We start from the raw sequence: 24,317 nt of genomic DNA on the forward strand, positions 1-24,317 counted from the left end.
GCCTTCGCGTCGGCAGGCGCCTTGCCTGACGCGCTTTCGGCCGGCAACGCAGCGACGTTCTAATGGGTGACAGGCCCTAGCGCAGCAGCATCAGCAAGCCCACCGAAGCCAGCAGCAGGGCGAAGGCGCGCTTCAGGGTGCGCGCCGGCAGGGCGTGCGCGAGTCGTGCGCCGAACGGTGCGGTCAGCACGCTGGCCAGCGCCAGTCCGAAAAACGCCGAGAGGCTGATGTAGCCCAGGTGAGCACCGACCAGCCCGGGCGCATCCCAGCCGCTCACCGCAAAGCCCAGCGCGCCGCCCCAGGCGATGGGAATGCCACCGGCGGCGGCGGTGCCCACCGCCTGCTGCATCGACACTCCACGCCAGGACAGGTAGGGCACGGTCAGCGAGCCGCCGCCGATGCCGACCAGCGCCGACAGCAGGCCGATGCCACCGCCGGCGACCAGCAACTCGCCGGCCGGCAGACGATGACCGCCGGCGCGCGGCGGCGGCTGGGCGCCGAAGAACATCTGCGCCGCCACCAGCAGGGCGCCGGTGCCGACGGTGTTCTTGAGGGCATCGCCCGACAGCAGGTGCGCGACGAAGGCACCGCCGAGGGCGCCGAGGGCAAGGCCGGGAGCGAAGCTGCGCAGCAAGTCCCAGCGCACCGCGCCGCGCTGGTGGTGGGCGCGGGTGGAGGAGATCGAAGTGGCGCCGATCACCGCCAGCGAGGTGCCGATGGCGACCTGCATCACCACCGCCGCCGGCACTCCCAGCGCCGGCAGCACGAAGGCCAGCGCTGGCACCATGATCAGCCCGCCACCGACCCCGAACAGCCCGGCCAGGACGCCGGCCGCCGCGCCGGTGGCGGCAAAGATCAACAGGGTGAGCATGGGCGCTGGACCTACAATGGCGGCAAATGAGCGCGCATCCTAATTCCCTCTCCCGCCCCCTGCTGAGCCTGGGCCTGCTGGCCGGCCTGATGCTGGGCCTCGTGCCGCGCAGCCAGGCCGCCGAAGACTCACGCGCCGCCGGCCGCAGCGCCTTTGTCGCCGCCTATGCGCTGGCCGGAGCCGATCCGGCCGCCGAGGCCGGCGACAGCGCCGCGCTGCGTGCCTATCCGCTCTACCCCTGGCTGCGCGCCGCGCGGCTGAAGGCGCAACTGGCGGCCGGACAGCCGCAGGCCGAGGCCGCCGTCGCCGCCTTCCTCGGCGAGCAGGGCGAGGCGCCGGCCGGTCGCGAGCTGCGCCGGCTGTGGCTGGCCAAGCTGGCCGAGCGCCAGGACTGGACCGCCTTCCTCGCCGCCTGGCGCGAAGACCTGGGCGACGAGACCCTGCGCTGCCGCGCGCTCGACGCCTGGCTGGCGACCGGTCCGACGCCCGAGCTGGCGCAGAGCCTCGCCGAGCGCTGGGTCAGCGAAGCCGAACTGCCGGCCGCCTGCGGCAACGCCCTGGCCTGGCTGCGCCGGCAGCCGGTCTACACGGCGGCGCTGGTCGAGCGCCGGGCCCGCAACCGACTGGTGGAGGGCGACAGCGCCCGCGCCAAGCCGCTGCTCGCCGAGCTGCCGGCCGCGCAACGGCCGGCGCTGGAAGCCTGGCTGGCGCTGCTCGACAACCCGGCCGCCGGCTTCGCGCAACTGGCGGCCGGCGGCGCCAGCGCCATCGACGACCAGGGCCTGCGTGAAACCTGGCAGCGCTATGCGCGCCGCAACACCGATGCCGCCGCCGCGCTGCTGCCGCGCCTGCTGGTGGCGCTCAAGCCCTCGATGGCGACCACCGAGGCGCTGACCCTGAGCGCCGCGCTGCCGCTGGCCTGGAGCCGCGACCCCAGCGCCCTGGGGCTGTTCCAGTCGGCGGCCCAGAGCGGCCAGCCGCTCGACGACCGGGCGCTGGAATGGCGCCTGCGCGCGGCCTTGTGGAACGGCGAGTGGCTGCAAGTGCTGGCCTGGACCGATGCCCTGCCGGCGACGCTCGCCAACCAGCCGCGCTGGCGCTACTGGCGCGCCCGTGCCCTGGAGACGCTGGGCAAGTCCGAACAGGCACGGCCGCTGTACCGCGCGCTCACCGGCGAATTCGATACCTACGGCCTGCTCGCCGCCTGGCGGCTCGGCCAGGCCTGGACCCCGCCCTCGCGGCGGGTGGCGGTGGTCAGTCCAGAGGCACGCGCCGCGCTCGCCGCCCTGCCCTCGTTTGCCCGCGCCGAAGAGGCCTGGGCGCTGCAACTGCGCAGCATCGCCTCGCTGGAGTGGCGCGCCAGCTTCGACGCGCTGGAGCCGAAGCTGCGGCCGGCGCTGGTCGCCATCGCCGGGCAATGGGGCTGGCACGACCAGGCGGTGGTCACCGCCACCCGCCAGGGTCTGTTCGACGACGTGCCGGCGCTGTTCCCGCGCCCCTACGAGGGCGAGGTGCGGCGCGCGGCGGCCTTGTCCGGCACGCCGCCGATCTGGATCCACGGGGTGATGCGCAAGGAAAGCGTGTTCAAGGCCGACGCGGTCTCCGCCGCCGACGCCATCGGCCTGCTGCAACTGCTGCCCTCCACCGCCAAGCTGGTCGCCAAGCGCTACCAGCGGCCGGCGCCCAGCCGCGAGCAGTTGTTCGACCCGGCGGTGAACGTGCCGCTCGGCGCGCTGCATCTGCGCGAACTAGCCGACCAGTACCAGGGCCGCTGGATTCTGGCGCTGGCCGCCTACAACGCCGGTGCCCGCGCCGCCGAGCGCTGGCGGCCCACCGACGGCGCCCGCGACGCCGATGTCTGGATCGAGAACATCCCCTACAACGAGACCCGGGTGTACGTGCAGCGCATCCTGCTGCATGCCGCCGCCTACGACTGGCTGGAAACCGGCAAGCCGGTGCGCGCCGCCGCCTGGCTGCCGCCGGTGACGCCCTCGGGCTCGCCTTGAACCTGGGTCGCCGCCCATGAAGCGCTATCTGGTGGGCGGCGCAGTCCGTGACGCCCTGCTGGGCTTGCAAGCCCGCGAGCAGGACTGGGTAGTGGTCGGCGCCAGCCCGGAGGACATGGTCGCCGCCGGCTACCGGCCGGTGGGCAAGGACTTTCCGGTGTTCCTGCACCCGGAGACCAAGGAAGAACACGCGCTGGCGCGCACCGAGCGCAAGAGCGGTCGCGGCTACCACGGCTTCACCTTCCACACCGGCCCGGAGGTGACGCTGGAGGAGGATCTGATCCGCCGCGACCTCACCATCAACGCCATCGCCCGCGACGACGACGGCCGCCTGGTGGACCCCTACGGCGGCCAGCGCGATCTGCAGGCGCGGGTGCTGCGCCATGTTTCGCCGGCCTTCGCCGAAGACCCTTTGCGGGTGCTGCGGCTGGCGCGCTTCGCCGCCCGCTTCGCGCCGCTGGGCTTCAGCGTGGCGCCGGAGACCCTGGCGCTGTGTCGACGACTGGTCAACGAGGGCGAGATCGACCATCTGGTCGCCGAGCGGGTCTGGAAGGAAACCGAGCGGGCGCTGATGCAGACGCTGGCGCCGCCGCTGTCCGAAAGCGCGGCAGTGACGCCTGCGCAAGCAAGCCGGCCATCGGTGTACTTCGAAATCCTGCGCGCCTGCGGTGCGCTGGCGCGGCTGTTCCCGGAATTGGAGGCGCTGTTCGGCGTGCCGCAGCGCGCCGACTACCACCCGGAGGTGGACTCCGGCGTGCACACGCTGATGTGCATCGACGCCGCCGCGCGACTGGGTTTTGGCCTGGAAGTGCGGGTGGCGGCGCTTTGCCACGACTACGGCAAGGCGCTGACCCTGCCCAGCCGCTGGCCCAGCCATCACGGTCACGATCTCGCCGGCCTGCCGCTGGTGGAGCGCTTCTGCGAGCGCCTGCGGGTGCCCAAGGTCTGCCGCGAGGTGGCGCTGATCCACACCCGCGAGCACCTGCTGGTGCACCAGGTCCGGCAACTGCGGGCCAAGACCCTGCTGGAACTGCTGGAGCGGATGAAGGCCTTCAAGGACGAGCGCCAGTTCGCGCTGGTCTGCGAGGCCTGCCTCTGCGACGCGCGCGGCCGGCTCGGCTACGAGGACTGCGACTACCCGCAGCTCGACTACCTGCGCGCAGCGGCGGCGGAAGCAGCCCAGTTGCAGGCGCGCGCGGTGATGGCCGAGGGCATCGTCGGCGCTGCCATCGGCCCGGCGCTGGCGGAAATGCGCACCGCGCGCCTGGGCGAGTGGCTGAGCCGGCAACGGAAGACGACGAGCGGCTAACTGCGATTCACCCCGGATTCAGCGCCCGGGCGCAGACTGGCAACCGCCATCTTCGTGGCGACCATTTCCTGGAGTGCATCATGAACAAGAACATCGCCCTGCTGCTGTTGATCGCCGCCCTCGGCGCCACCACCACCGCCTGCAAGAAGGAAGAGCCCAGCGCCGTCGAGCAGTTGGAAGACAAGGTGAAGGACGGCCTCGACCTGCGCGAGAACGAGAAGCTGAAGGACGCCGGCGAAAGCGCCGCCGACGCGATCAAGGAAGCCGGCGAAGCCGCCAAAGAGGCGGTGACCCCGGAAGAAAAGCCCAACTGATCGGGCGTCTCGCTGCAAACAGCCGGTGGCCCAGCGCCACCGGCTTTTTTGTGGGCGCCGCTCAGAGCGCCAGCAGCAGCACCGCGCCCAGCGCCAGACGGTACCAGGCGAACGGCACGAAGCTGTGGTTGCCGATGAACCCCAGCAGCCAGCGCACCGCCGCGAAGCCGGTGATCGCGGCGACCACGAAGGCCAGTCCCAGCTGCCCCCAGGGCTCGGCGGCGACCGCTTCGCCGGACTTCAGCACTTTCAGCAGTTCGTAGCCGGTGGCCGCGAACATGGTGGGAATGCCGACCAGGAAGGCGAACTCGGCGGCGCGCGGCCGCAGCGTCAGCCCCGCCAGCATGGCGGCGAAGATCGCCGCTGCCGAGCGCGAGGTGCCGGGAAACACGCCGGCCACCACCTGCGCCACGCCCACCGCCACCGCCACTTTCCAGGTCAGCTCGGCCATCGCCGGCTGGCGCTTGGCCCAGGCTTCCACCGCGAAGATGACGAAGGCACCGACGATCAGCGCGACCGCGATGGGCGTCACCGTATCGGGCAGCTCGGCACCGAGCTTCTTGGCGATCAGCCCCAGCACGGCGGTGATGCCGAAAGCCACCGCGATCTTGCTCAGGTAACCGAAAGCCTCGGGCTGGCGCCAGTCGCGCGCCAGTTGCAGCAGGCGCGTGCGGTAGACCAGGCAGACCGCCAGAATCGCGCCGGCCTGGATCGCGACATTGAACAGGTCGCTGCGCCGGCCCAGCCATTCCTCGGCGATCAGCAGATGTCCGGTCGAGGAGATGGGGAGGAATTCCGTGAGGCCCTCGATCACACCCAGCAGCACAGCCGTCAGCCAGTCGTTCACACTTACGATCCGAATCGAAAAAATGAGTGCGGAGACTAGCGCATGAACGAAGCTCCTGTAGCCCTGGTAACCGGCGCCGCGCGGCGGGTGGGCGCCGCCATCGTCCGCCGCCTGCACGCCGACGGCTGGCGGCTGGCGATCCATTGCGGCAGCTCGCGCGAGGAGGCCGATGCGTTGGCCGCGCAGCTCAACACCGAACGGCCGGCGAGCGCGCAGGTGTTCTCCGCCGACCTGCGCCGCGAACAGGCCCCAGCCGAGCTGATCGACGCGGTGCGCCTGCGTCTGGGTCCGCCGACGGCGCTGGTCAACAACGCCTCCTCCTACCACCCGACGCCGCTGGCGAGCCTGACCCCGGCGCAGATCGACGAGCTGGTGGCGACCAATCTGAAAGCGCCGCTGCTGCTGATCCAGGCGGCGCTGGCCGCCGGCGCACTGCGCCAGGTGGTGAACCTGCTCGATGTCCACACCCGTCAGCAGCCGCGCCCGGGGCTGTCCGCCTACAACGCCGCCAAGGACGGCCTCTGGGCGCTGACCGAAACCCTGGCGGTGGAACTGGCGCCGGCGGTGCGCGTCAACGGCGTCGCCCTCGGCCACATCGCCGCCGAGGTGCGCGCCGAGCCCAGCGAGGCGGAGCGCCAGGATCTGATCGACAAGGACGCTCAGTTGCCGCACATCCCGATGCGCCGCTTCGGCACCCCGGCGGAGGTGGCGGCGGTGGTGAGTTGGCTGCTCTCCGAGCAGGCCGGCTATCTGGCCGGCGCGGTGATCCCGGTCGACGGCGCGCGGCGGCTGGTCTAGCGCCCCGCTAGCCGGCGAGCGCGCTACGACCGAGCGCCAGGCCGTCCGGCCCGAAGCGGCGTTCTTCGAAGCGCCAGCCCTCGGGGCCGACCAGCACCACGCTGGAAGCGCGGGTGCCGTAGCGCGCGCTGCGGATGAACGGCGGCGCCAGCAGCCGCTCCATCGCCAGCCCGACACCGGTGTCCGGCAGTTCGGCGTCGTCCGGCACGCGGGTATCGGCGAGCGCGTCGAAGAGCGGTTCCAGCTCGGTCTCGCCCTGCTCCAGCCAGCCTTGCAGGGCGGCGCGCAGGCGCAGGGTCTTCGGCCAGGGGGTATTCAGGCCGGCGTTGGAGAGGCCGTGCACGCCCGGCGTCACCGCCTGCCAACGCGGCTCCGGCCGGTTGCTGGCATAGCTCAGCGACTCGCCATCGCTGAGCAGCAGGTTGAAGGCGCCGAAGCCGGCGGCCTCGGCCATCAGACCCTGCGCCGCCGCCGGTGCCGGCATCGCGCCGCGCAGGAAGCCGGTGGCCAGCGCGCCGCGCGAGCGTAGACCCGCCGCCGGCGGCTGTGGCTCACGGACATTGGTCACCGCCGCCAGCCGGCCGCCGGCGCCGAGCGCCAGCCAGGCACCGCCGGCGCGCAGGTCACGGCCGCCGTAAAGGCCGGGCGCGTCCGGCCATTCGGCCAGCGGCGCGGCGGGACGGTCGTGGAATTCGTCGCGGTTGGCAACCACGATCAGGGGGTAGCGCGGGTGGGCGCGCCAGGCCAGGGCGATCAGACACATGTCGGCATGGTATTGATTGCCACCACCGCCAGTCGATGCCAGCTGCCGCCCAGACACCATGACCAAGCCAGCACCGCCCAAATCCGAGCTGCCCGGGCACGATCTGCCTGCCAGCGTCCGTGCCTGGCGCGACCGGCCGCCGGCCGTCGAACTGCGCGGCATGCCCAAGGTGGCGGTGCCGGCGGTCGGGCTGGTGCGGCGGCTGATCCCGGAACACGGCGCGCAGCGGCTGCTGGCGCTGTTCTACCGCAATGCCCTGCGGCTGGCGCCGGCGCGCGTGGTGTTGCGCGCCGCCGACGCCGCCAGTCTGGACGAGCTGCGCGCCCGGCCGCTGGCGGAGGCGCAGGCGCTGGCGCGGCGCCTGGGGCGCAGCGACCTCGGCTGGGCCGCCGGTTCCGGCACGGTGCTGGGCATCGCCGGCGCCGCCGGCCTGGCCGCCGACGCGCCGGCGCTGGTGCTGCTGTCGATGCGCCTGCTGATCCGCATCGGCTACTGCTATGGCGAGGCGCCGTCACCGCAGCTGGCGGCGGCGCTGTTCGCGCTTGCCTCCGCCGACAGCGTCGAGGAGAAGCAGCTGGCCTGGCGCGCCGCGCTCAGCGCGCGGGGCGGCGTCGAGGTCGGTGAAACCATCGCCGACGAGGCGCTGCGCGACGGCCTGGAGCGCGCCGCCGAGCGCGAGTTCGCCAAGCAGGCCCTGGCCAGCAGCATCAACAAGCTGAGCCTGACCCTGGTGCAACGCCTGGGCTGGCGCAAGGCGGCGGGCGCGCTGCCGCTGATCGGCGCAGCAGTCGGCGGCGCGGTCAACGCCCGCTTTCTGGCGCAGTTGTCGGAGGCGGCGCAGATGGCCTTTGCCGCGCGCCGACTCGCGGCACAGGGCGAGGACTTGCTGGCGCCGGTACCCGGCAAGACGGCGGGCCCGGCCGGCAAAACGCCGAAGCCACGGCTGCGCAAACCAGCCAAACCGCGCAAGCCGGCCTAGTGGCGAACGGCGGCCAGCCAGGCGGCCGGCCTGGGCTGGCGGACGCGACTACTCGTCGTCGCCGAGTCCGAGTTCCTTGATCTTGCGGGTGAGGGTGTTGCGGCCCCAGCCCAGGCGCTTGGCGGCTTCGATGCGCTGGCCGCGCGAGGCCTCCAGCGCCACTTCCAGCAGCGCCCGCTCGAAGGCCGGCGCGGCTTCGTCGAGCAGACCGTCGCGGCCCTTGGCCAGCTCGGCGCGCGCCCACAGCCGCAGGTCCGAGAGCCAGTCGCCACCGGCGGTCGAGGCCGCCGGCATCACCGGCGTGGCGGCGGCGGCAGTGACCGGCGCTTCGGCGGCCAGGACGGCCGGGGCGGCGGCCGGCGGCGCCACGGGGCGGCTGGCCTCGACGGCAGCGCGCTCGGCGATCTCCGGCGGCAGATCCTGAAGATGGATCTCGCGGCCCGGTGCCATCACCGTCAGCCAGCGGCAGGTGTTTTCCAGCTGGCGGACATTGCCCGGCCATTCGAAGTTCTGCAGGCGCGCCATCACTTCCGGCAGCACCCGCTTGGGCTCGGTCTTCAGCTCCTCGCCGGCGCGGGCCAGGAAGTGGCGCATCAGCGGCGGCACGTCTTCCGGGCGCTCGCGCAGCGCCGGGATGCGCACACGGATGACATTGAGGCGGTGATAGAGGTCCTCTCGGAAGCGGCCTTCCTTCACCAGTTGGTCGAGGTCCTGGTGGGTGGCGGCGACCACCCGGACATCGACCTTGATCGGCGCGGTGCCGCCGACGCGGTAGAACTCGCCGTTCTGCAGTACGCGCAGCAGGCGGGTCTGCAGATCGGCCGGCATGTCGCCGATCTCGTCCAGGAACAGGGTGCCGCCGTCGGCCTGCTCGAAGCGGCCCTTGCGCAGGGTGGCGGCGCCGGTAAAGGCGCCGCGTTCGTGGCCGAAGAACTCGCTTTCCAGCAGGTCCTTGGGAATCGCGGCGGTGTTGACCGCGATGAAGGGCTTGTTGGCGCGCGGGCTAGTCTCGTGCAGGGCACGGGCGACCAGCTCCTTGCCGGTGCCGGACTCGCCGGTGACCAGCACGGTGATATTGGAATGCGCCAGCCGGCCGATGGCGCGGAACACGTCCTGCATCGCCGGCGCCTCGCCGATGATGGTGGCGGTGGGCGCGGTAGCGCTGCTGCCGCCGACCGGCGTCTTCGGCTTGGCGGCACGCCGGACCAGAGTGGCGGCGGCATCGACGTCGAACGGCTTGGGCAGGTACTCGAAGGCACCGCCCTTGTAGCTGGCGACTGCGGCATCGAGGTCGGAATGCGCGGTGATGATGATCACCGGCAGCTCCGGGTGGCTGGCGCGCACCCGCTCCAGCAGCGCCAGGCCATCGACACCCGGCATGCGGATGTCGGAGACCAGCACGTCCGGGGTTTCCTCGCCCAGCGCGTCCAGCAGTTCGGCGGAGCCCTCGAAGGCACGCACCTGCATGCCTTCGCGGCCCAGGGACTTGGCCAGAACCCAGCGGATAGATTCGTCGTCGTCCACCACCCAGACATGGATGGGCGGCTGTTCTTCGCTAATGCGGTTCATCGGTAACTCGCTGGCCTTCCGAGCGCACATGACTCAAGGCGTGCTTCCCGGCTCGAACGGCAGATAGATGGAAAAGATGGTTTGCCCAGGGCGGCTGGCACACTCGATCAGACCGCCGTGGCTATGAACCATGTACTGAGCAATCGGCAGGCCAAGTCCGGTGCCATCCGGGCGGCCGGTCACCATGGGATAGAAAATCTTCTCGAACAGCTCGGCGGGAATGCCGGGGCCGTTGTCCTCGACATCAATCTGCGCCACCAGCCGGTGGCGCACGCCGGCGATGGTGAACTGCCGCTTGGCGCGGGTACGCAACTGGATGATGCCCCGGGTGCCGGGGCGGGCCGCCAGCGCCTGCATGGCGTTGCGCACCACGTTGAGCACCGCCTGGATCAGCTGCTCGCGGTCGGCGACCAGATCGGGGATGCTGGGATCGTAGTCGCGCAGCAGGGTGATGTTCTCCACACCCTCGGCCTGCACCAGCTGGCGCACGTGCTCGACCACCTCGTGGATATTCAGCGAGGTCTTCTTCGGCAGGCGGTTGGGGCCGAGCAGGCGGTTGACCAGGTTCTGCAGCCGGTCCGCCTCCTTGATGATGACCTGGGTGTACTCGCGGTGCTGGCTGTCGGGGAATTCCCGCTCCAGCAACTGCGCGGCGCCACGAATGCCGCCGAGCGGATTCTTGATCTCGTGGGCAAGCCCGCGGATCAGCTCGCGGCTGGCCTGGTGCTGGGCGGCCAGCCATTCGTCGCGGGTGATGCGCAGGTGGCGGTCCAGCGGCAGCAGCTCCAGCAGCAGGCCGCGCAGCTTGCCGTCCATGAACGGGGTCACCCGCCAGTCGACGGTGATCGGCGGCTCGCCGTGGCGCGAGAGCCGGCTCTCGCGCTCGATGAAACCGGCGAAGTCACTCAGCGCCTGGGTGATGCGCGGCAACTGCGGTGCGAAATGCGGGATCGCCTGCACCAGCAGCTCGTTCACCGCATGCTTGCGGCCGACGCCGAACAGGTTCTCGGCGGCGGAATTGAGGCCAGCGATGCGCAGGTTCTGGTCGACGCAGATCACCGCCGTGGTGAGGCCGTCGAGCAGGGAATCCGCCCTGACGCGGGCCGCGGTACGAGGGAGCAATGCCATACGCTATGCAAGCAAGGCTCAGGCCAGTGGCAACCGCAGCCTGCGCACTATTGGGGCGGAAAAACCAGCCGGAACCCGGCCGGAATGCACATCAATAGTGCATCAACGGGCGACAGGAGGCATCTGGTAGATGCGCACTGCACCAGAACGGACCAGCTCGCGGCCGTCCTTGTCGACCACGGCGGCGCTCAGCCGGTGCTCGCCGCGTTCCACCTCGGTGAGCGTGTAGTTCGCGGCCTGCCAGGGCTTCTTGTTCTGCGCCAGGCCGTCCAGGTAGTAGATGTAGCCGCCGCCGTCCGGCAGCGCTGGGCTGAGCGCCAGACTGACCGGCACCAGCCCCTGGGGATCGCGGAAGGTCTCGTCGGCCACCGGCGCGGTGATGCGCAGCTGGTAGTCCGCCACCTGGGTGGTCGTCGTGGCAGCCGTCGCCGCTGCCGACACCGAGGGAGCGTTCACCAGGGGAGGGCGGCCGGAACGGTAGGTTTGTATCTCCGGCAGGGTCGCCGGCTTGGCGTCCTTGCTGGGCGGCTGCGAGCCGTAGTGGATGACGCCATTGGCGTCGACCCAACGGTAAATCTCGTCCTTGGCAGCCAGGGGCTGGGCCAGCAGCAGGAGAGCAAGGCAGGCGAGAGCGCGCATGGCAGGAAGACTAGCCCTGCGGCGATGGCGGCGCAATGAACAGACTCGCGTCGGCGCGGGCGGCGGTTTCCGAGGCCTGGTAGCGGTGCATCACCCACAGCGCCAGGACCGCCACGGGCAGCCCGGCCAGCAGGTCCACCAGATAGTGGTAGCGCAGGTACACCGTCGATAGCCAGAGCCCGAGGACCGGTGCCAGCCATAGCCAGAACCGGCGCCGGTAATGCCACCAGTCGAACAGCAGCAGGTAGAACGAGGCGGTGAAGTGGATGCTGGGGAAGACATCCACGCCATTGCTGCCGCCGACAATCAGCGGATGCATCCACTGGGTCAGCGGTCCAGCCGGCAGCGGCGGCAGCTCCGGCAAGGCCCGGAACGGCCCGCTGGCTGGCAGCGCCACATAGCCGGCAAAGCCCAGGGCGTAGAGCACGAACAGGCCGACGATGCAGGCGCGGAAGCGGGCCAGATCGCGCCAGCAGTAGTGGCCGGGCCCGACCAGCAGCACCACGAAGAAGAACAGGTAGCAGACCGTCAGCAGGTCGCTGAGCGCCGGCGAGGCGATGGCCTGCAGCAGCTCGGCGGCCGGCCGGCCGAGCAGACCCCGGTCGATGGCCGACAGCCGGGCATCGGCGTTCGGCCGCCCGAGCGCAGCAACCGCCCCAGGCAGGGCATAGAACGACAGCCCCATGGCGCTCGGATACCAGAGCAGGCGCAGGCGCCAGCGCAGCGGCGTCGGTCGGCGCTGACACCAGGCGATCAGCGCGAGACTGAGTACCGCGCAGGCCAGGAACAACTGACTTTGCAGGCTGCCCGGCCCGGCGACCCACAGCAGCCAGACCGCCATCGCCGCCAGCCAGCCGCCGAAGGCGTACTCGTGCGGCAGCACGCCCCAGCGGGCGGCGCGATCCGTGAAGGCGGAGAAAACCGGGGGACGTTCCAGGCGCATCCGGCAAGCATGCCGAGCCGGTGGCGCAAAAGAAAATGCCTGCGGCTAGAGGCCGGCGTGGTCGCGCCAGAGACGGCAAAAAGAAACCCCGCCGAAGCGGGGTTCTTTCAAAGCAGACCGCACTTAGAGCGAGTAGTACATCTCGAACTCGACCGGGTGCGTGGTCATGCGGAACTTGGTCACTTCCTGCATCTTCAGCTCGATGTAGGCGTCGATCACCTCGTCGGTGAACACGCCGCCCTTCTTGAGGAAGTCGCGGTTCTTGTCGAGGCTTTCCAGCGCCATGTCGAGGCTGTGGCAGACGCGCGGAATCTTCGCGTCCTCTTCCGGCGGCAGGTGGTAGAGATCCTTGTCGGACGGCTCGCCCGGGTGGATCTTGTTCTCGATGCCGTCCAGGCCCGCCATCATCATCGCCGCGAAGGCGAGATAGGGGTTGGCCGAGGAGTCCGGGAAGCGCACTTCGATGCGGCGGCCCTTGGGGTTGGCGATGTAGGGGATGCGGATCGAGGCCGAGCGGTTGCGGGCCGAGTAGGCCAGCATCACCGGCGCTTCGAAGCCGGGGACCAGACGCTTGTAGCTGTTGGTGCCGGGGTTGGTGAAGGCGTTGATGGTCTTGGCGTGCTTGAGGATGCCGCCGATGTAGTACAGCGCGGTCTCCGACAGGCCACCGTAGGCGCCATCCGGGCCGCTGAACAGGTTCTTGCCGTCCTTCGCCAGCGACTGGTGGACGTGCATGCCGGAACCGTTGTCACCCACGATCGGCTTGGGCATGAAGGTCGCGGTCTTGCCGAACTGATGGGCGACGTTCTGCACCACGTACTTGAGCTTCAGCACTTCGTCGGCCTTCTTGACCAGGGTGCCGAACTTGACGCCGATCTCGCACTGGCCGCCGGTGGCGACTTCGTGGTGATGCACTTCGGTGACGATGCCGATTTCTTCCAGCGTCGTGCACATGGCGCTGCGGATGTCCTGCAGCGCGTCGACCGGCGGCACCGGGAAGTAGCCGCCCTTCAGACCCGGACGGTGACCGGTGTTGCCGTGCTCGTAGACCTTGCCGGAGTTCCAGACGGCGTTCTCGGCGTCGATCTCGACGAAGCAGCCCTTGAGGCCGGAATCGAAGCGCACGCTGTCGAAAATGAAGAACTCGTTCTCGGGGCCGAAGAAGGCGGTGTCGGCGATGCCGGTCGACTTCAGGTAGGCCTCGGCGCGCTTGGCGAGCGAGCGCGGATCGCGGGCGTAGCCCTGGCCGGTGGCCGGCTCGATCACGTCGCAGGTCAGCACCAGGGTGGTGTCTTCAAAGAACGGGTCGATGTAGGCGGTGCTGGCGTCCGGCATCAGGATCATGTCGGACTCGTTGATGCCCTTCCAGCCGGCGATCGAGGAGCCGTCGAACATCTTGCCGTCGGTGAACAGCTCGGCGTCGATGGTGTGGGAAGGCACAGTGACGTGCTGCTCCTTGCCCTTGGTGTCGCAAAACCGGAAGTCGACGAATTTGACTTCCTTTTCCTTGATGGTCTTCAGAACGTCTGCACCCGACATGGGCTTTCTCCTGCGTGGGGGTTGAAAAGCATTGGCGAAACCGGAGCGCCGTCTGTGCGGCGCGCCCTATTTTGAAGCAGCAAGCGTGCCAGTGGCGGCCCTGCGCCACAAAAAAGGGCGGGTGACCCCGCCCTCAGTGGCGACAAGCGCCGCTCTACCCCGGGCTCAGGATTTGGCAGGCTTGGCGGGCTTGGCCGGCTCGGCGGCGGGCGCCGCCTCGACCTTGCCGGCGGAGAGGCAGGTTTTCATCCAGGCCTTGCGATCATCGCCCTTCAGCCCCTTCTCCTTGGCCTCGGCGCTGCAGTCCTTCATCCGCTGCTGCTGGGCCAGTTGCTTCTCGCTGAACTGCTTCTTCCCTTCCTCCGCGTGCAGCGGACTGAGCGTGGCCAGACTCAGAAACACCACAGCCACCAGCTTTCTAGTGCTCATCGTGCCCTCCCTAGGACGACGGCCGCGCGAATTGCGCGGTTAAAAAACTAGCACTTTGATCCCAGCCGTCCAGAACCGGCCGTCGGCCCACCGCCACTGGCGGCGAGGCCCCCGCCAGCACCTACAATGTGCGCCCGCTCCGGCCGACCGCCCCGATGACCTTCCAAGACCTGATCCTGACGCTGCAGACCTACTGGGCGAAGCAAGGCTGCGTGATCGTGCAGCCGATGGACATGGAGATGGGCGCCGGCACCTTCCACTGGGCGACCTTCCTGCGCGCGCTCGGCCCCGAGGCCTGGAACACCGCCTACGTGCAGCCCAGCCGCCGCCCCACCGACGGCCGCTACGGCGAAAACCCCAACCGCCTGCAGCACTACTACCAGTTCCAGGTGCTGATGAAGCCGAGCCCGCCGAACATCCAGGAGCTGTACCTGGGTTCGCTGCGTGAGCTGGGCTTCGACCTGCTCACCCACGACATCCGCTTCGTCGAGGACAACTGGGAATCCCCCACCCTCGGCGCCTGGGGCCTGGGCTGGGAGGTCTGGCTCAACGGCATGGAAGTCACCCAGTTCACCTACTTCCAGCAGGTCGGCGGCATCGAATGCCGGCCGGTGGCGGGCGAGATCACCTACGGCCTGGAACGCCTGGCCATGTACATCCAGAAGAAGGAGTCGGTCTACGACCTGGTCTGGAGCGATACCGGCGGCCGCGTCGTCACCTACGGCGACGTCTACCACCAGAACGAGGTCGAGCAGAGCACCTACAACTTCGAGCAGGCCGACACTGCAACGCTGTTCGAGCGCTTCAACAAGGCCGAAGCCGAGTGCCAGCACCTGCTGGCGCTGGAAAAGCCGCTGCCGCTGCCAGCCTACGAACGGGTGGTGCAGGCCAGCCACAGCTTCAACCTGCTCGATGCCCGTGGCGCGATCAGCGTGACCGAGCGGCAGGCCTACATCCTGCGCGTGCGCACCCTGGCTCGTGCAGTTGCCGAGGCGTACTTCAACGCCCGTGCGCGCATCGCCGGTTTCCCGGCCCTGAAGGCCGCATGAGCCGGACCAGTCACAGTACGACGCCGTTCGCGACGCTAGGATCCCCGCGCTCCGCGCGGGGGCCCTCCACGCTGCTCGCGGCGCACTTCAACGCCCGTGCGCGCATCGCCGGTTTCCCGGCCCTGAAGGCCGCATGAGCCGGACCAGTCACAGTACGACGCCGTTCGCGACGCTAGGATCCCCGCGCTCCGCACGGGGGCCCTCCACGCTGCTCGCGGCGTACTTCAACGCCCGTGCCCGCATTGCCGGTTTCCCGGCTCTGAAGACCGCCGCATGAGCCACAACAATCACAGTACGGCGCCGTTCGCGACGCTAGGATCCCCGCGCTCCGCACGGGGGCCCTCCACGCTGCTCGCGGCGCACTTCAACGCCCGTGCGCGCATCGCCGGTTTCCCGGCCTTGAAAGCCGCCTGAACTCTGTGGAACCAGCCCAGCCAGCTCCGGCGCCAACCCTGCGTCCGCGCTGGCAGCGCTGGTTGCTGGCGGTACTGGCCTGGCTGTGCCTGGGGCTGGCGATCGTCGGGGTGATCGTGCCCGGCATGCCGACCACGGTCTTCGTGCTGATCGCCGCCTGGGCGGCGCTGCACAGTTCGCCGCGACTGCACGACTGGCTGCTGGCGCACCGCCTGTTCGGGCCGATGATCCGCAACTGGCGCGCCGAGGGCGCGGTCAGCCGGCGCGCCAAGTGGCTGGCGAGCCTGACCATGACGCTCTGCGCAGCCCTGTTGTTCCTCAGCCACAGCCCCCGGCCCGTGGCTTACGGCGCCAGCGCGATCATGGCGGTGGTCGCAATCTGGCTGTGGTTGCGCCCGGAGCCGAGGCTGCCGCCGGCCTGAACAAAAAAGGCCGCCCCGAAGAGCGGCCCCGATTCATGGGCGGCTGAACAGCTCAGACCGTCTTCACCGTCACGCTGACCTCGACATTGCCCTTGATCGCCTTCGAGTAGGGGCAGAACTGGTGCCCCAGCGCGACGATCTTTTCGGCGTCCGCCTGCGACAGGCCGCCGACCAGCGCGGTCAGCGCCACCTGCAGGCCAACGCCGGTTTCGGTGGTGCCGATGGACACCGCCGACTCGATCACCAGCGAACTGGGCTTGATCCCGTTCTTGGTGGCCATGAAGTCCACGGCGCCGCCAAAGCAGGCCGCGTAGCCGGCGGCGAACAGGTCTTCCGGCGTGGTCGCCCCCGGCTTGCCGGGCCCGCCCATCGCCTTGGGCACCGAGAGATTGACGTCGACCAGACCGTCACCGCTGAGGGTGGTGCCGTTGCGGCCGCCTTCGGCGCGGGCGGTGGCGGTGTAGAGAACATTCACTTTTTCAGACATGGAAAAACTCCTGGCTTCTTGATTGATTGAAAAACTTGAGAGGAAGCGGCCCGCCGGTCAGGCGAGGTCGAAGCGGTCCAGGTGCATCAGCTTGCTCCAGGCGGCGACGAAATCGCGCACGAACTTGTCCGCGTTGTCGTCCTGGGCATAGACCTCGGCAATGGCGCGCAGCTGCGAGTTGGAACCGAACACCAGATCGACCCGGGTGGCGGTCCACTTCACCGCGCCGCTCTGACGGTCGCGGCCTTCGTAGGCGTTGTCGCCGGTCGGGGTCCAGGCCGTGGACATGTCCACCAGATTGACGAAGAAGTCGTTGCTGAGCTGCCCCGGACGCCGGGTGAAGACCCCGGCGCTGCTGCCACCGTGGTTGGCACCCAGCACCCGCAGGCCGCCGACCAGCACGGTCATCTCCGGCGCGCTCAGCGTCAGCAACTGCGCCTTGTCGATCAGCATCGCCTCGGGCGAAACGCTGTAGGCCTTCTTGCGGTAGTTGCGGAAGCCATCGGCCAGCGGCTCCAGCACGGCGAAGGACTCGGCATCGGTCTGCGCCGCCGTGGCATCACTGCGCCCCGGCGCGAACGGCACTTCCACCGCGTGCCCAGCGGCCTTGGCGGCAGCCTCGACGGCGGCATTGCCGGCCAGCACGATCAGGTCGGCGAGCGAAACCTGCTTGTCGCCGCCGGCCTGGGCATTGAACTCGCGCTGGATGGTTTCGAGCTGGGCCAGCACCTTGGCGAGCTGGGCCGGCTGGTTGACCTCCCAGTCCTTCTGCGGCGCGAGGCGGATGCGCGCGCCGTTGGCGCCGCCGCGCTTGTCGCTGCCACGGAAGGTCGAAGCCGAGGCCCAGGCGGTGGCCACCAGCTCGCTCACGCCGAGCCCGCTGGCGAGCACCCGCGCTTTCAGCCGGGCCGCATCGGCGGCGTCGATCAGCGCGTGCTTCACGGCCGGCAGCGGGTCCTGCCAGAGCAGGTCTTCGGCCGGCACCTCGGGACCGAGGTAGCGGCTCTTCGGCCCCAGGTCGCGGTGGGTGAGCTTGAACCAGGCGCGGGCATAGGCGTCGGCAAACTCGGCCGGATGGGCCAGGAAGTGCCGCGAGATCTTTTCGTAGGCCGGATCGAAGCGCAGCGACAGATCCGCCGTGGTCATCATCGGCGGGTGCTTCTTCGCGGGATCGTGGGCGTCGGGGATCAGGTCTTCCGGCGCGCAGTCCTTGGCCCGCCACTGGTGCGCGCCCGAGGGGCTCTTCACCAGCTCCCACTCGTACTTGAACAGCACCTTGAAGTAGCCCATGTCCCATTGCGTCGGGTTCGGCTTCCAGGCGCCTTCGATGCCGCTGGTGGTGGTGTGCACGCCGTGGCCGCTGCCGAGCTGGTTGATCCAGCCGAAGCCCATGGCCTCCATCGGCGCCGCCTCGGGTTCCGGCCCAACCAGCTTGGGATCACCGGCGCCGTGCGCCTTGCCGAAGGTGTGGCCGCCGGCGACCAGGGCGACGGTTTCGTAGTCGTTCATCGCCATGCGCGCGAAGGTCTCGCGCACGTCGCGGCCGGAGGCGACCGGATCGGGATTGCCGTCCGGGCCTTCGGGATTCACGTAGATCAGGCCCATCTGCACGGCGGCGAGCGGGTTTTCCAGCTCGCGGTCACCGTGGTAGCGGCTGTTGGCCTTGTCGCTGGTGGCCAGCCATTCCTTCTCGGCACCCCAGTAGATGTCTTCCTGCGGCGCCCAGATGTCCTCGCGGCCGCCGGCGAAGCCGAAGGTCTTGAAGCCCATGGTCTCCATGGCGACGTTGCCGGCCAGAATCATCAGGTCGGCCCAGGACAGCGCATTGCCGTACTTGCGCTTGATCGGCCACAACAAGCGGCGCGCCTTGTCGAGATTGCCGTTGTCCGGCCAGCTGTTGATCGGCGCGAAGCGCTGGTTGCCGGAGCCGGCGCCGCCACGCCCATCGGCGGTGCGGTAGGTGCCGGCCGAGTGCCAGGCCATGCGGATGAACAGGCCGCCGTAATGACCCCAGTCCGCCGGCCACCAGGGTTGCGAGCGGGTCATCAGCGCCGCCAGGTCTTTCTTCAGTGCCGTGTAGTCGAGTTTCTTGAAGGCTTCGGCGTAATCGAACCCGGCGTCCATCGGATTCGACACCGGCGTGTGCTGGTGCAGGATGGCGAGATTGAGCTGGTTGGGCCACCAGTCGGCAACAGACTGCGCACCCTGGGTGGCGCGAGCGCCGGTGGCGGCGTGGAACGGACACTTGGCTTCGGTAGACATGGTTTCTTCCTCGTACAGGCTGGTCTTGGTTTCACGCCCAGGTCTCGCGGGCGGACCGGGCTCCGATTGGCCGACGGCGCTCAATGATGCCTCGGTCAAGCTCCGCACCGCGGATCAGCCGGAGGGGAGTGGCGCTCATCATGGTCTCGCCACCTCGTTACAGACAGTCAATTGCTGCTAAGCCTTCCATCGTCTGTGGCTATTGCCTTCGCCCCTGGGATGCAGTTGGCGTAATCGGGAAGGTCACCGACAATGCCGGACTTTCCAATCTAGCCCCGTCCGCCACGGACTCCCATGAAGCACGCCCTGCTGATCGAAATCGGATGCGAAGACCTGCCCGCCCGTTATGTCCTGCCGCTGGCCGAGGCCCTGCGCTCGGGCACGGTGAGCGGTCTGGACCGGCGCGGCGTCGCGCACGGCGAGGCCAAGCTCTATGCCACCCCGCGCCGCATCGCCGTGCAGATCGCCGAGGTCGCCGCCACGCAGCCGGAACAGAGCATCGAGCGTAGTGGCCCGGCGCTGGCCGCCGCCTACAAGGACGGCCAGCCGACACCGGCGGCGCTGGGCTTTGCGCGTTCCTGCGGCGTCGATTTCGCCGCGCTGGGCCAGAAGGACGGCAAGCTGCATTTCGCCCGCGCCGAGCCCGGCAAGCCGACCGTCGAACTGATGCCGGCAATCTTCGAGGAAACCCTGAAGGGCATGGACGAACTGGTGCCCAAGCGGATGCGCTGGGGCGACGGCGAGGAAACCTTCGTGCGCCCGGTGCAGTGGCTGCTGGCCCTGCTCGGCGAAACCGTGGTGCCGCTGCACCGCTTCGGCCTCGACAGCGGCCGGCTCAGCTACGGCCATCGCTTCCACGCGCCGGCCGCCATCGAACTGAAGCAACCGGCCGACTACGAGAGCGTGCTGAAGGCCGCCAAAGTCTGGGCCGAAGTCAGCAGCCGCAAGGCGGAAATCCGCCGCCAGATCGAAGCCACCGCCGCCGAGCTTGGCGGCCACGCCCGCATCACCGAAGACCTGCTCGACGAGGTCACCGCTCTGGTGGAGTGGCCGGTGGTGATCGCCGGCGGCATGGAATCGCGCTTCACCGACGAGCTGCCGCCGGAGGTGATCGTCGCCACCGTCGAGACCAACCAGCGCTACTTCACGGTGTTCGAAGACGCGGCGCTGACGAAGCTGAAGCCGGTGTTCATCACCATCGCCAACATCGTCTCCAAGGACGCCAGCCAGATCGTCAGCGGCAACGAGCGCGTGGTGCGCCCGCGTCTGACCGACGCGCTGTTCTTCTGGGAGCAGGACAAGAAGCAGCCGCTGTCGGCCTATGGCGCCAAGCTGGAGAGCGCCACCTACCAGAAGGAACTGGGCTCGGTCGCCGCCCGTGTGGGACGCATTAAGGCGCTAGCACGCGCCATTGTTGAAACACGCGCAGTGATTGCCGAGCCGTATGACTTTGGCGCTGGAACCACAGTCACTGGCGACGTGCAGCGCTTCACGCAGGAGGTCGTCCGTGCCGCAGAGTTGTGCAAGAACGACCTCGTCACCAAGATGGTGTTCGAGTTCCCGGAGTTGCAGGGCCTGATGGGCGGCTACTACGCCCGCGCCTCGGGCGAGTCCGCAGCGGTCGCCAACGCCATCCGCGAGCACTATCTGCCGGTGCAGCAGGGCACGCCGATTCCCTCGACGCGCGAGGGCCAGGTGCTGTCGCTGGCCGACAAGCTCGACGCCCTCGCCGGCATCTTCGCCATCGGCCAGAAGCCGACCGCCAGCAAGGATCCGTTCGCCCTGCGCCGTGCCGCCAATGGCGTGCTGCGCATCTGCATCGAGGGCGGACTGCGGCTGGATCTCTCCGCACTGCTGCGACAGGCGCTCGACCTCCAGCCTGCCGGCAAGAAAGACTCGGCCCTGCACGGCGAGTTGCTGGAGTTCGTGCTGGAACGCCTGCGCGCCCTGCTGGTGACCGGCGGCGTCAGCACCGAGATCTTCGAAGCGGTGAAGGCCACCGGCGTCAGCCAACCGCTGGACTTCGCCGAGCGTCTGCGCGCCCTGCAAGGCTTCGCCGCGCTGCCGGCCAGCGCCAATCTCGCGGCCGCCCACAAGCGCGTCCGCAACCTGCTCAAGCAGGCCGGCACGGTCAGCGAACAGATCGACCCGGCGCTGTTCGAGCAGCCGGCCGAGCACGCCCTGTTCACCGCCATCAACGGCCTGCAACTGGGCGGCAGCTACGCCAGCCAGCTCGACGCGCTGGCCGGCCTGCGCGATCCGGTGGACGATTTCTTCGCAGCGGTGATGGTCAATGCCGACAACCCGGCGGTGCGCGCCAACCGCCTGGCCCTGCTGGCGCGGCTGGACAAGCTCTGCCGCAGCGTCGCCGACATCTCGCTGCTGCCGGGGTGAGCCGGAACAAATCGGATTGCCTTGATTGGCAATCCGATCCGGCGAACGCCCGGCCACGGATGGCCGGGCAGGGTTTTATTGGCCAGGATGCAGTCGCGCCATGGATGGCCCCCACAACTGGAGCAAGAAAAAAATGAAATGGGTGATTCTCGACCGCGACGGCGTCATCAACGAAGACTCCGAGGCCTACATCAAGTCGGCAGCCGAGTGGCACCCCATCGCCGGCAGCCTGGAAGCCATCGCCCGCCTCAATCAGGCCGGCTACCGGGTCTGCGTGGCCAGCAATCAGTCGGGCCTGGGACGCGGCCTGTTCGACTACGACGCCTTCGCGGCGATGAACGCCCTGCTGCACCGCCGGCTGGCCGAGTTCGGCGGTCGCATCGACGCGCTGGCGTTTGCGCCGGAAGCGCCCGAGAAATCCAGCGACATGCGCAAGCCGGAGCCGGGCATGCTCACCGACCTGGCGCGCCGCCTGGGCATCCAGCTCGATGGTGTGTGGTTCATCGGCGACAAGGACAGCGACCTTGCGGCGGCGCGTGCCGCCGGCGCGCGACCGGTGCTGGTGCGTACCGGCAAGGGCCGCAAGACCGAGGCGGCGGGAGCTGGCGAAGACGTTGCGGTCTACGACGACCTGGCGGCGGCGGTCAGCGCCTTGCTGGCGGCCTGATCCGGCCGGCCACAAGCAGCCATCCCTGGCACAAACTTACCCGTCTGCCCGGCCACCCTCATCCGGGCACTAGGTGGGGCCGGATGCCCTGCGGAGCGACCCGCTAAACCCCGCCCCGCCCGCAGACCGCGTAGTCCTCGCGACGACGCTCGATCTCCACACCCACTGTGCGCGCGGCCGTCACCGCGCCGGGCTTGCTCACCGACAGTCGCAGGCTGAGCAGGGGGAATTCCTCGAACAGGCGGCGCGCGGCGGACTCCGCGAAGGTTTCCAGCAACTGGAACTGGCGCTCGCGCACCAGCCGCTCGATGGCATCGCAGACGGCCTTGTAGTCGAGCGCGTCGCGGATGTGGTCGCTGGCGGCCGCCTCGCGGGTATCGACCCCGAGATCGAGATCGAGGATCAGCGGCCGGCGGATGTGGTGCTCCCAGGCGTGGACCCCGATGTGGGTCTGGATTTCCAACTGGCGGATGAAGACCTTGTCCATGGGCTCGGGATTGCGGATTGCGGATTGCGGATTGCGGATTGCGAGACTAGAGCACCGGCGGGCTGAGTTCGGTCAGCGGCCAGCGGGCGCGGGTCAGCAGCGGGTCGTGCGCGGCACGGCCGTCGGCGCGGCGCGCCCAGCCGGCGTAGGCGATCATCGCCGCGTTGTCGGTGCAGAAGGCCGGGCGCGGAAAGTACAGGCCCAGGCCACGGCGCTGCGCCAGCTCCTGCAGGCGCGCGCGCAAGCGGCGATTGGCGCCGACGCCGCCGGCGATCACCAGTCGGCGGTGGCCGGTCTCGTCGAGCGCACGCGCGCACTTGATCGCCAGGGTTTCGGTGACCGCCTCCTCGAAGCCGCGCGCCAGATCGGCCTTGGTCTGCGCGTCGGCGTCCTTGGGCAGGGCGGTGAGTACCGCCGTCTTGAGGCCGGAGAAACTGAAGTCCAGCCCCGGCCGGTCGGTCATCGGCCTCGGAAACTTGAACCGCCCCGGCACGCCGCCCTCGGCCAGCCGTGCCAGCTCCGGCCCGCCCGGATAGGGCAGACCAAGCAGCTTGGCGGTCTTGTCGAAGGCCTCGCCAACCGCGTCGTCGAGGCTCTCGCCCAGCAGCCGGTAACGGCCGACGCCCTGTACATCGACCAGCAGGGTGTGCCCGCCGGAGACCAGCAGGGCGACGAAGGGAAAGGCCGGCGGATCGGGTTCCAGCATCGGCGCCAGCAGGTGGCCTTCCATGTGATGCACCGGGATCAGCGGCAGGCCCAGCGCCTCGGCCAGTCCAGCGGCGGCGGCACCGCCGACCATCAGGGCGCCGATCAGGCCGGGGCCGGCGGTGTAGGCGATGCCGCCCAGCTCGGTGGGCTTGAGCCCGGCCTCGGCGAGCGCGGCGCGCGCCAGCGGCAAGACCCGCCGGACGTGATCGCGCGAAGCCAGCTCCGGCACCACCCCGCCGTACTCGGCATGCAGCTTCACCTGCGAATGCAGACTGTGCGCCAGCAGGCCGCGCACACCGTCGTAGATGGCGCAGGCGGTTTCGTCGCAGGAGGTTTCCAGCGCCAGGATCGGCGCGACGGAGAAGGTGGACATGCCGCTATTTTCGCATTTCGGCACCGTCTGGCCCGGCTCTTTTTGCGCCGGGCAATTTTTGCGCATAGAATTTGCGCCCTTTTTGCCAGCGGGCGTCGTTTTGACGGCCGCCACCACCCGAGAGTGAACTAGATGCCGTCCGTCCGCGTCCGCGATAACGAACCGTTTGAAGTCGCCGTCCGCCGCTTTAAGCGCACCTGCGAGAAAGCCGGCGTGCTTACCGACGTGCGCAAGAAGGAATTCTTCGAGAAGCCCTCGATGGAGCGCAAGCGCAAGCGCGCTGCCGCCGTGAAGCGCCAGGAGAAGAAGGTTTCGCGCGAAACCGCCCGTCAGACCCGTCTCTACTAAGAGCCGCCTGACGCTGCCCGGAGCGCCCCCAGCGCCCGGGCAAGGCCGTGATCCAGCGGATCACGGCGATACACCTCCAGCAGCACCTCCCCCAAAGGGGCATCCCTTGTCCGACCTCAAGACCCGCGTTCTCGAAGACATCAAGACCGCCATGAAGGCGGGCGAGAAGGAGCGCGTCTCGACCCTGCGCATGCTCTCTTCCGAGATGAAGCAGCGCGAGGTGGTGGACAGCGTGGAGCTGACCGACGCGGTGGTCACCGCCTGCGTCGAGAAGATGGTCAAGCAGCGTCGCGACGCCGAAAAGCAGTACCGCGACGGCGGCCGCCCGGAGCTAGCCGACAAGGAAGCGGCGGAAATCGCCCTGCTGATGGCCTACCTGCCGCAGCAGCTCACCGCCCCCGAGCTCGACGCCCTGATCGCCCAGGCGGTCGCCGAAACCGGCGCCGCCGGGGCCAAGGACATGGGCAAGGTGATGGGCTGGATCAAGCCCAAGGTCGCCGGCCGTACCGACATGGGCGCGCTGTCCGGCCTGATCAAGGCCAAGCTCGGCTAGCGCATCGCGGGCTTCGACC

Annotated in this window: 25 protein-coding genes; 12 read left to right on the top strand and 13 right to left on the bottom strand. The window is 69.4% G+C overall.

What is annotated here, in order from left to right; all coding sequences use genetic code 11:
* Positions 1-76 precede the first annotated feature (76 nt).
* Positions 77-871, bottom strand: coding sequence for a sulfite exporter TauE/SafE family protein (locus ED208_RS01040; protein WP_123210001.1), 795 nt, complete (start codon positions 869-871; stop codon positions 77-79).
* A gap of 26 nt (positions 872-897) precedes the next feature.
* On the opposite strand from ED208_RS01040, the gene ED208_RS01045 reads away from it, so the two are divergent.
* From ED208_RS01045 to ED208_RS01055, 3 genes are all read left to right on the top strand, one after another.
* Positions 898-2,877 (top strand): lytic transglycosylase domain-containing protein, encoded by a 1,980-nt coding sequence (locus ED208_RS01045; RefSeq protein WP_123210002.1) that lies wholly within the window; start codon positions 898-900, stop codon positions 2,875-2,877.
* 16 nt (positions 2,878-2,893) lie between these two features.
* Complete coding sequence (locus ED208_RS01050; protein WP_123210003.1) at positions 2,894-4,186, top strand: multifunctional CCA addition/repair protein; 1,293 nt, start codon at positions 2,894-2,896, stop codon at positions 4,184-4,186.
* A gap of 80 nt (positions 4,187-4,266) precedes the next feature.
* Positions 4,267-4,500: a hypothetical protein gene (locus ED208_RS01055; protein WP_123210004.1), complete on the top strand. Its 234-nt coding sequence runs from the start codon at positions 4,267-4,269 to the stop codon at positions 4,498-4,500.
* 61 nt (positions 4,501-4,561) lie between these two features.
* Here ED208_RS01055 and ED208_RS01060 read toward each other — a convergent pair whose 3' ends face one another.
* Entirely contained in the window at positions 4,562-5,347 is a 786-nt protein-coding gene (locus ED208_RS01060; protein ID WP_233574735.1) for an undecaprenyl-diphosphate phosphatase, read from the bottom strand.
* Positions 5,348-5,389: 42 nt separating this feature from the next.
* Here ED208_RS01060 and ED208_RS01065 point away from each other — a divergent pair, with 42 nt between their 5' ends.
* Positions 5,390-6,145, top strand: a complete 756-nt coding sequence (locus ED208_RS01065; RefSeq protein WP_123210006.1) for an SDR family oxidoreductase — start codon at positions 5,390-5,392, stop codon at positions 6,143-6,145.
* 7 nt (positions 6,146-6,152) lie between these two features.
* On the opposite strand, the gene ED208_RS01070 is transcribed toward ED208_RS01065, so the two are convergent.
* Positions 6,153-6,908, bottom strand: coding sequence for an NRDE family protein (locus tag ED208_RS01070; RefSeq protein ID WP_123210007.1), 756 nt, complete (start codon positions 6,906-6,908; stop codon positions 6,153-6,155).
* 58 nt (positions 6,909-6,966) lie between these two features.
* Between ED208_RS01070 and ED208_RS01075 the strand changes: the two genes are divergently transcribed.
* Positions 6,967-7,887, top strand: a complete 921-nt coding sequence (locus ED208_RS01075; RefSeq protein WP_123210008.1) for an EcsC family protein — start codon at positions 6,967-6,969, stop codon at positions 7,885-7,887.
* Positions 7,888-7,935: 48 nt separating this feature from the next.
* Here the strand turns inward: ED208_RS01075 and ntrC are convergent, their stop codons facing one another.
* The 6 genes from ntrC to ED208_RS01105 form a co-directional block, all read right to left on the bottom strand.
* A complete protein-coding gene (gene ntrC, locus ED208_RS01080) occupies positions 7,936-9,456 on the bottom strand; it encodes a nitrogen regulation protein NR(I) (protein WP_123210009.1) in 1,521 nt (506 codons plus the stop codon).
* A gap of 33 nt (positions 9,457-9,489) precedes the next feature.
* Complete coding sequence (glnL, locus tag ED208_RS01085) at positions 9,490-10,578, bottom strand: nitrogen regulation protein NR(II) (protein ID WP_436286615.1); 1,089 nt, start codon at positions 10,576-10,578, stop codon at positions 9,490-9,492.
* A 108-nt stretch (positions 10,579-10,686) separates the two neighbouring features.
* Positions 10,687-11,223: a DUF4124 domain-containing protein gene (locus ED208_RS01090; RefSeq protein ID WP_123210011.1), complete on the bottom strand. Its 537-nt coding sequence runs from the start codon at positions 11,221-11,223 to the stop codon at positions 10,687-10,689.
* Between the two features lie 10 nt (positions 11,224-11,233).
* Positions 11,234-12,166, bottom strand: a complete 933-nt coding sequence (locus ED208_RS01095; protein WP_123210012.1) for a phosphatase PAP2 family protein — start codon at positions 12,164-12,166, stop codon at positions 11,234-11,236.
* 123 nt (positions 12,167-12,289) lie between these two features.
* Entirely contained in the window at positions 12,290-13,705 is a 1,416-nt protein-coding gene (gene glnA / locus ED208_RS01100) for a glutamate--ammonia ligase (RefSeq protein ID WP_123210013.1), read from the bottom strand.
* A 165-nt stretch (positions 13,706-13,870) separates the two neighbouring features.
* The gene (locus ED208_RS01105) at positions 13,871-14,134 is read right to left on the bottom strand and encodes a PsiF family protein (RefSeq protein WP_123210014.1); all 264 of its coding nucleotides are present in this window, start codon (positions 14,132-14,134) and stop codon (positions 13,871-13,873) included.
* A gap of 155 nt (positions 14,135-14,289) precedes the next feature.
* Between ED208_RS01105 and glyQ the strand changes: the two genes are divergently transcribed.
* From glyQ to ED208_RS01115, 3 genes are all read left to right on the top strand, one after another.
* Entirely contained in the window at positions 14,290-15,183 is an 894-nt protein-coding gene (gene glyQ / locus ED208_RS01110; protein ID WP_123210015.1) for a glycine--tRNA ligase subunit alpha, read from the top strand.
* 273 nt (positions 15,184-15,456) lie between these two features.
* Positions 15,457-15,597 (top strand): hypothetical protein, encoded by a 141-nt coding sequence (locus ED208_RS17205; RefSeq protein ID WP_158608384.1) that lies wholly within the window; start codon positions 15,457-15,459, stop codon positions 15,595-15,597.
* Positions 15,594-16,019, top strand: coding sequence for a YbaN family protein (locus tag ED208_RS01115; RefSeq protein WP_123210016.1), 426 nt, complete (start codon positions 15,594-15,596; stop codon positions 16,017-16,019). Before ED208_RS17205 ends, ED208_RS01115 begins: the two co-directional genes overlap by 4 nt.
* A 52-nt stretch (positions 16,020-16,071) precedes the next feature.
* Here ED208_RS01115 and ED208_RS01120 read toward each other — a convergent pair whose 3' ends face one another.
* A complete protein-coding gene (locus ED208_RS01120) occupies positions 16,072-16,506 on the bottom strand; it encodes an Ohr family peroxiredoxin (protein WP_123210017.1) in 435 nt (144 codons plus the stop codon).
* A 57-nt stretch (positions 16,507-16,563) separates the two neighbouring features.
* Complete coding sequence (gene katG, locus ED208_RS01125) at positions 16,564-18,768, bottom strand: catalase/peroxidase HPI (protein WP_123210018.1); 2,205 nt, start codon at positions 18,766-18,768, stop codon at positions 16,564-16,566.
* Between the two features lie 294 nt (positions 18,769-19,062).
* On the opposite strand from katG, the gene glyS reads away from it, so the two are divergent.
* Both glyS and gmhB read left to right on the top strand, forming a co-directional pair.
* Positions 19,063-21,162, top strand: a complete 2,100-nt coding sequence (gene glyS / locus ED208_RS01130) for a glycine--tRNA ligase subunit beta (protein ID WP_123210019.1) — start codon at positions 19,063-19,065, stop codon at positions 21,160-21,162.
* 133 nt (positions 21,163-21,295) lie between these two features.
* A complete protein-coding gene (gene gmhB / locus ED208_RS01135; RefSeq protein ID WP_123210669.1) occupies positions 21,296-21,829 on the top strand; it encodes a D-glycero-beta-D-manno-heptose 1,7-bisphosphate 7-phosphatase in 534 nt (177 codons plus the stop codon).
* A gap of 103 nt (positions 21,830-21,932) precedes the next feature.
* Here gmhB and folB read toward each other — a convergent pair whose 3' ends face one another.
* Positions 21,933-22,316, bottom strand: coding sequence for a dihydroneopterin aldolase (gene folB, locus ED208_RS01140; RefSeq protein WP_123210020.1), 384 nt, complete (start codon positions 22,314-22,316; stop codon positions 21,933-21,935).
* A gap of 46 nt (positions 22,317-22,362) precedes the next feature.
* Positions 22,363-23,397: a tRNA (adenosine(37)-N6)-threonylcarbamoyltransferase complex transferase subunit TsaD gene (gene tsaD / locus ED208_RS01145; protein WP_123210021.1), complete on the bottom strand. Its 1,035-nt coding sequence runs from the start codon at positions 23,395-23,397 to the stop codon at positions 22,363-22,365.
* 132 nt (positions 23,398-23,529) lie between these two features.
* Between tsaD and rpsU the strand changes: the two genes are divergently transcribed.
* Together rpsU and ED208_RS01155 are read left to right on the top strand one after the other, a co-directional pair.
* Complete coding sequence (gene rpsU, locus ED208_RS01150) at positions 23,530-23,745, top strand: 30S ribosomal protein S21 (protein WP_123210022.1); 216 nt, start codon at positions 23,530-23,532, stop codon at positions 23,743-23,745.
* Positions 23,746-23,851: 106 nt separating this feature from the next.
* On the top strand, positions 23,852-24,298 hold the full coding sequence (locus ED208_RS01155; protein WP_123210023.1) for a GatB/YqeY domain-containing protein: 447 nt from the start codon (positions 23,852-23,854) through the stop codon (positions 24,296-24,298).
* Positions 24,299-24,317 lie beyond the last annotated feature (19 nt).

Source organism: Stagnimonas aquatica, assembly GCF_003730135.1.
GTDB lineage: Bacteria > Pseudomonadota > Gammaproteobacteria > Nevskiales > Nevskiaceae > Stagnimonas > Stagnimonas aquatica.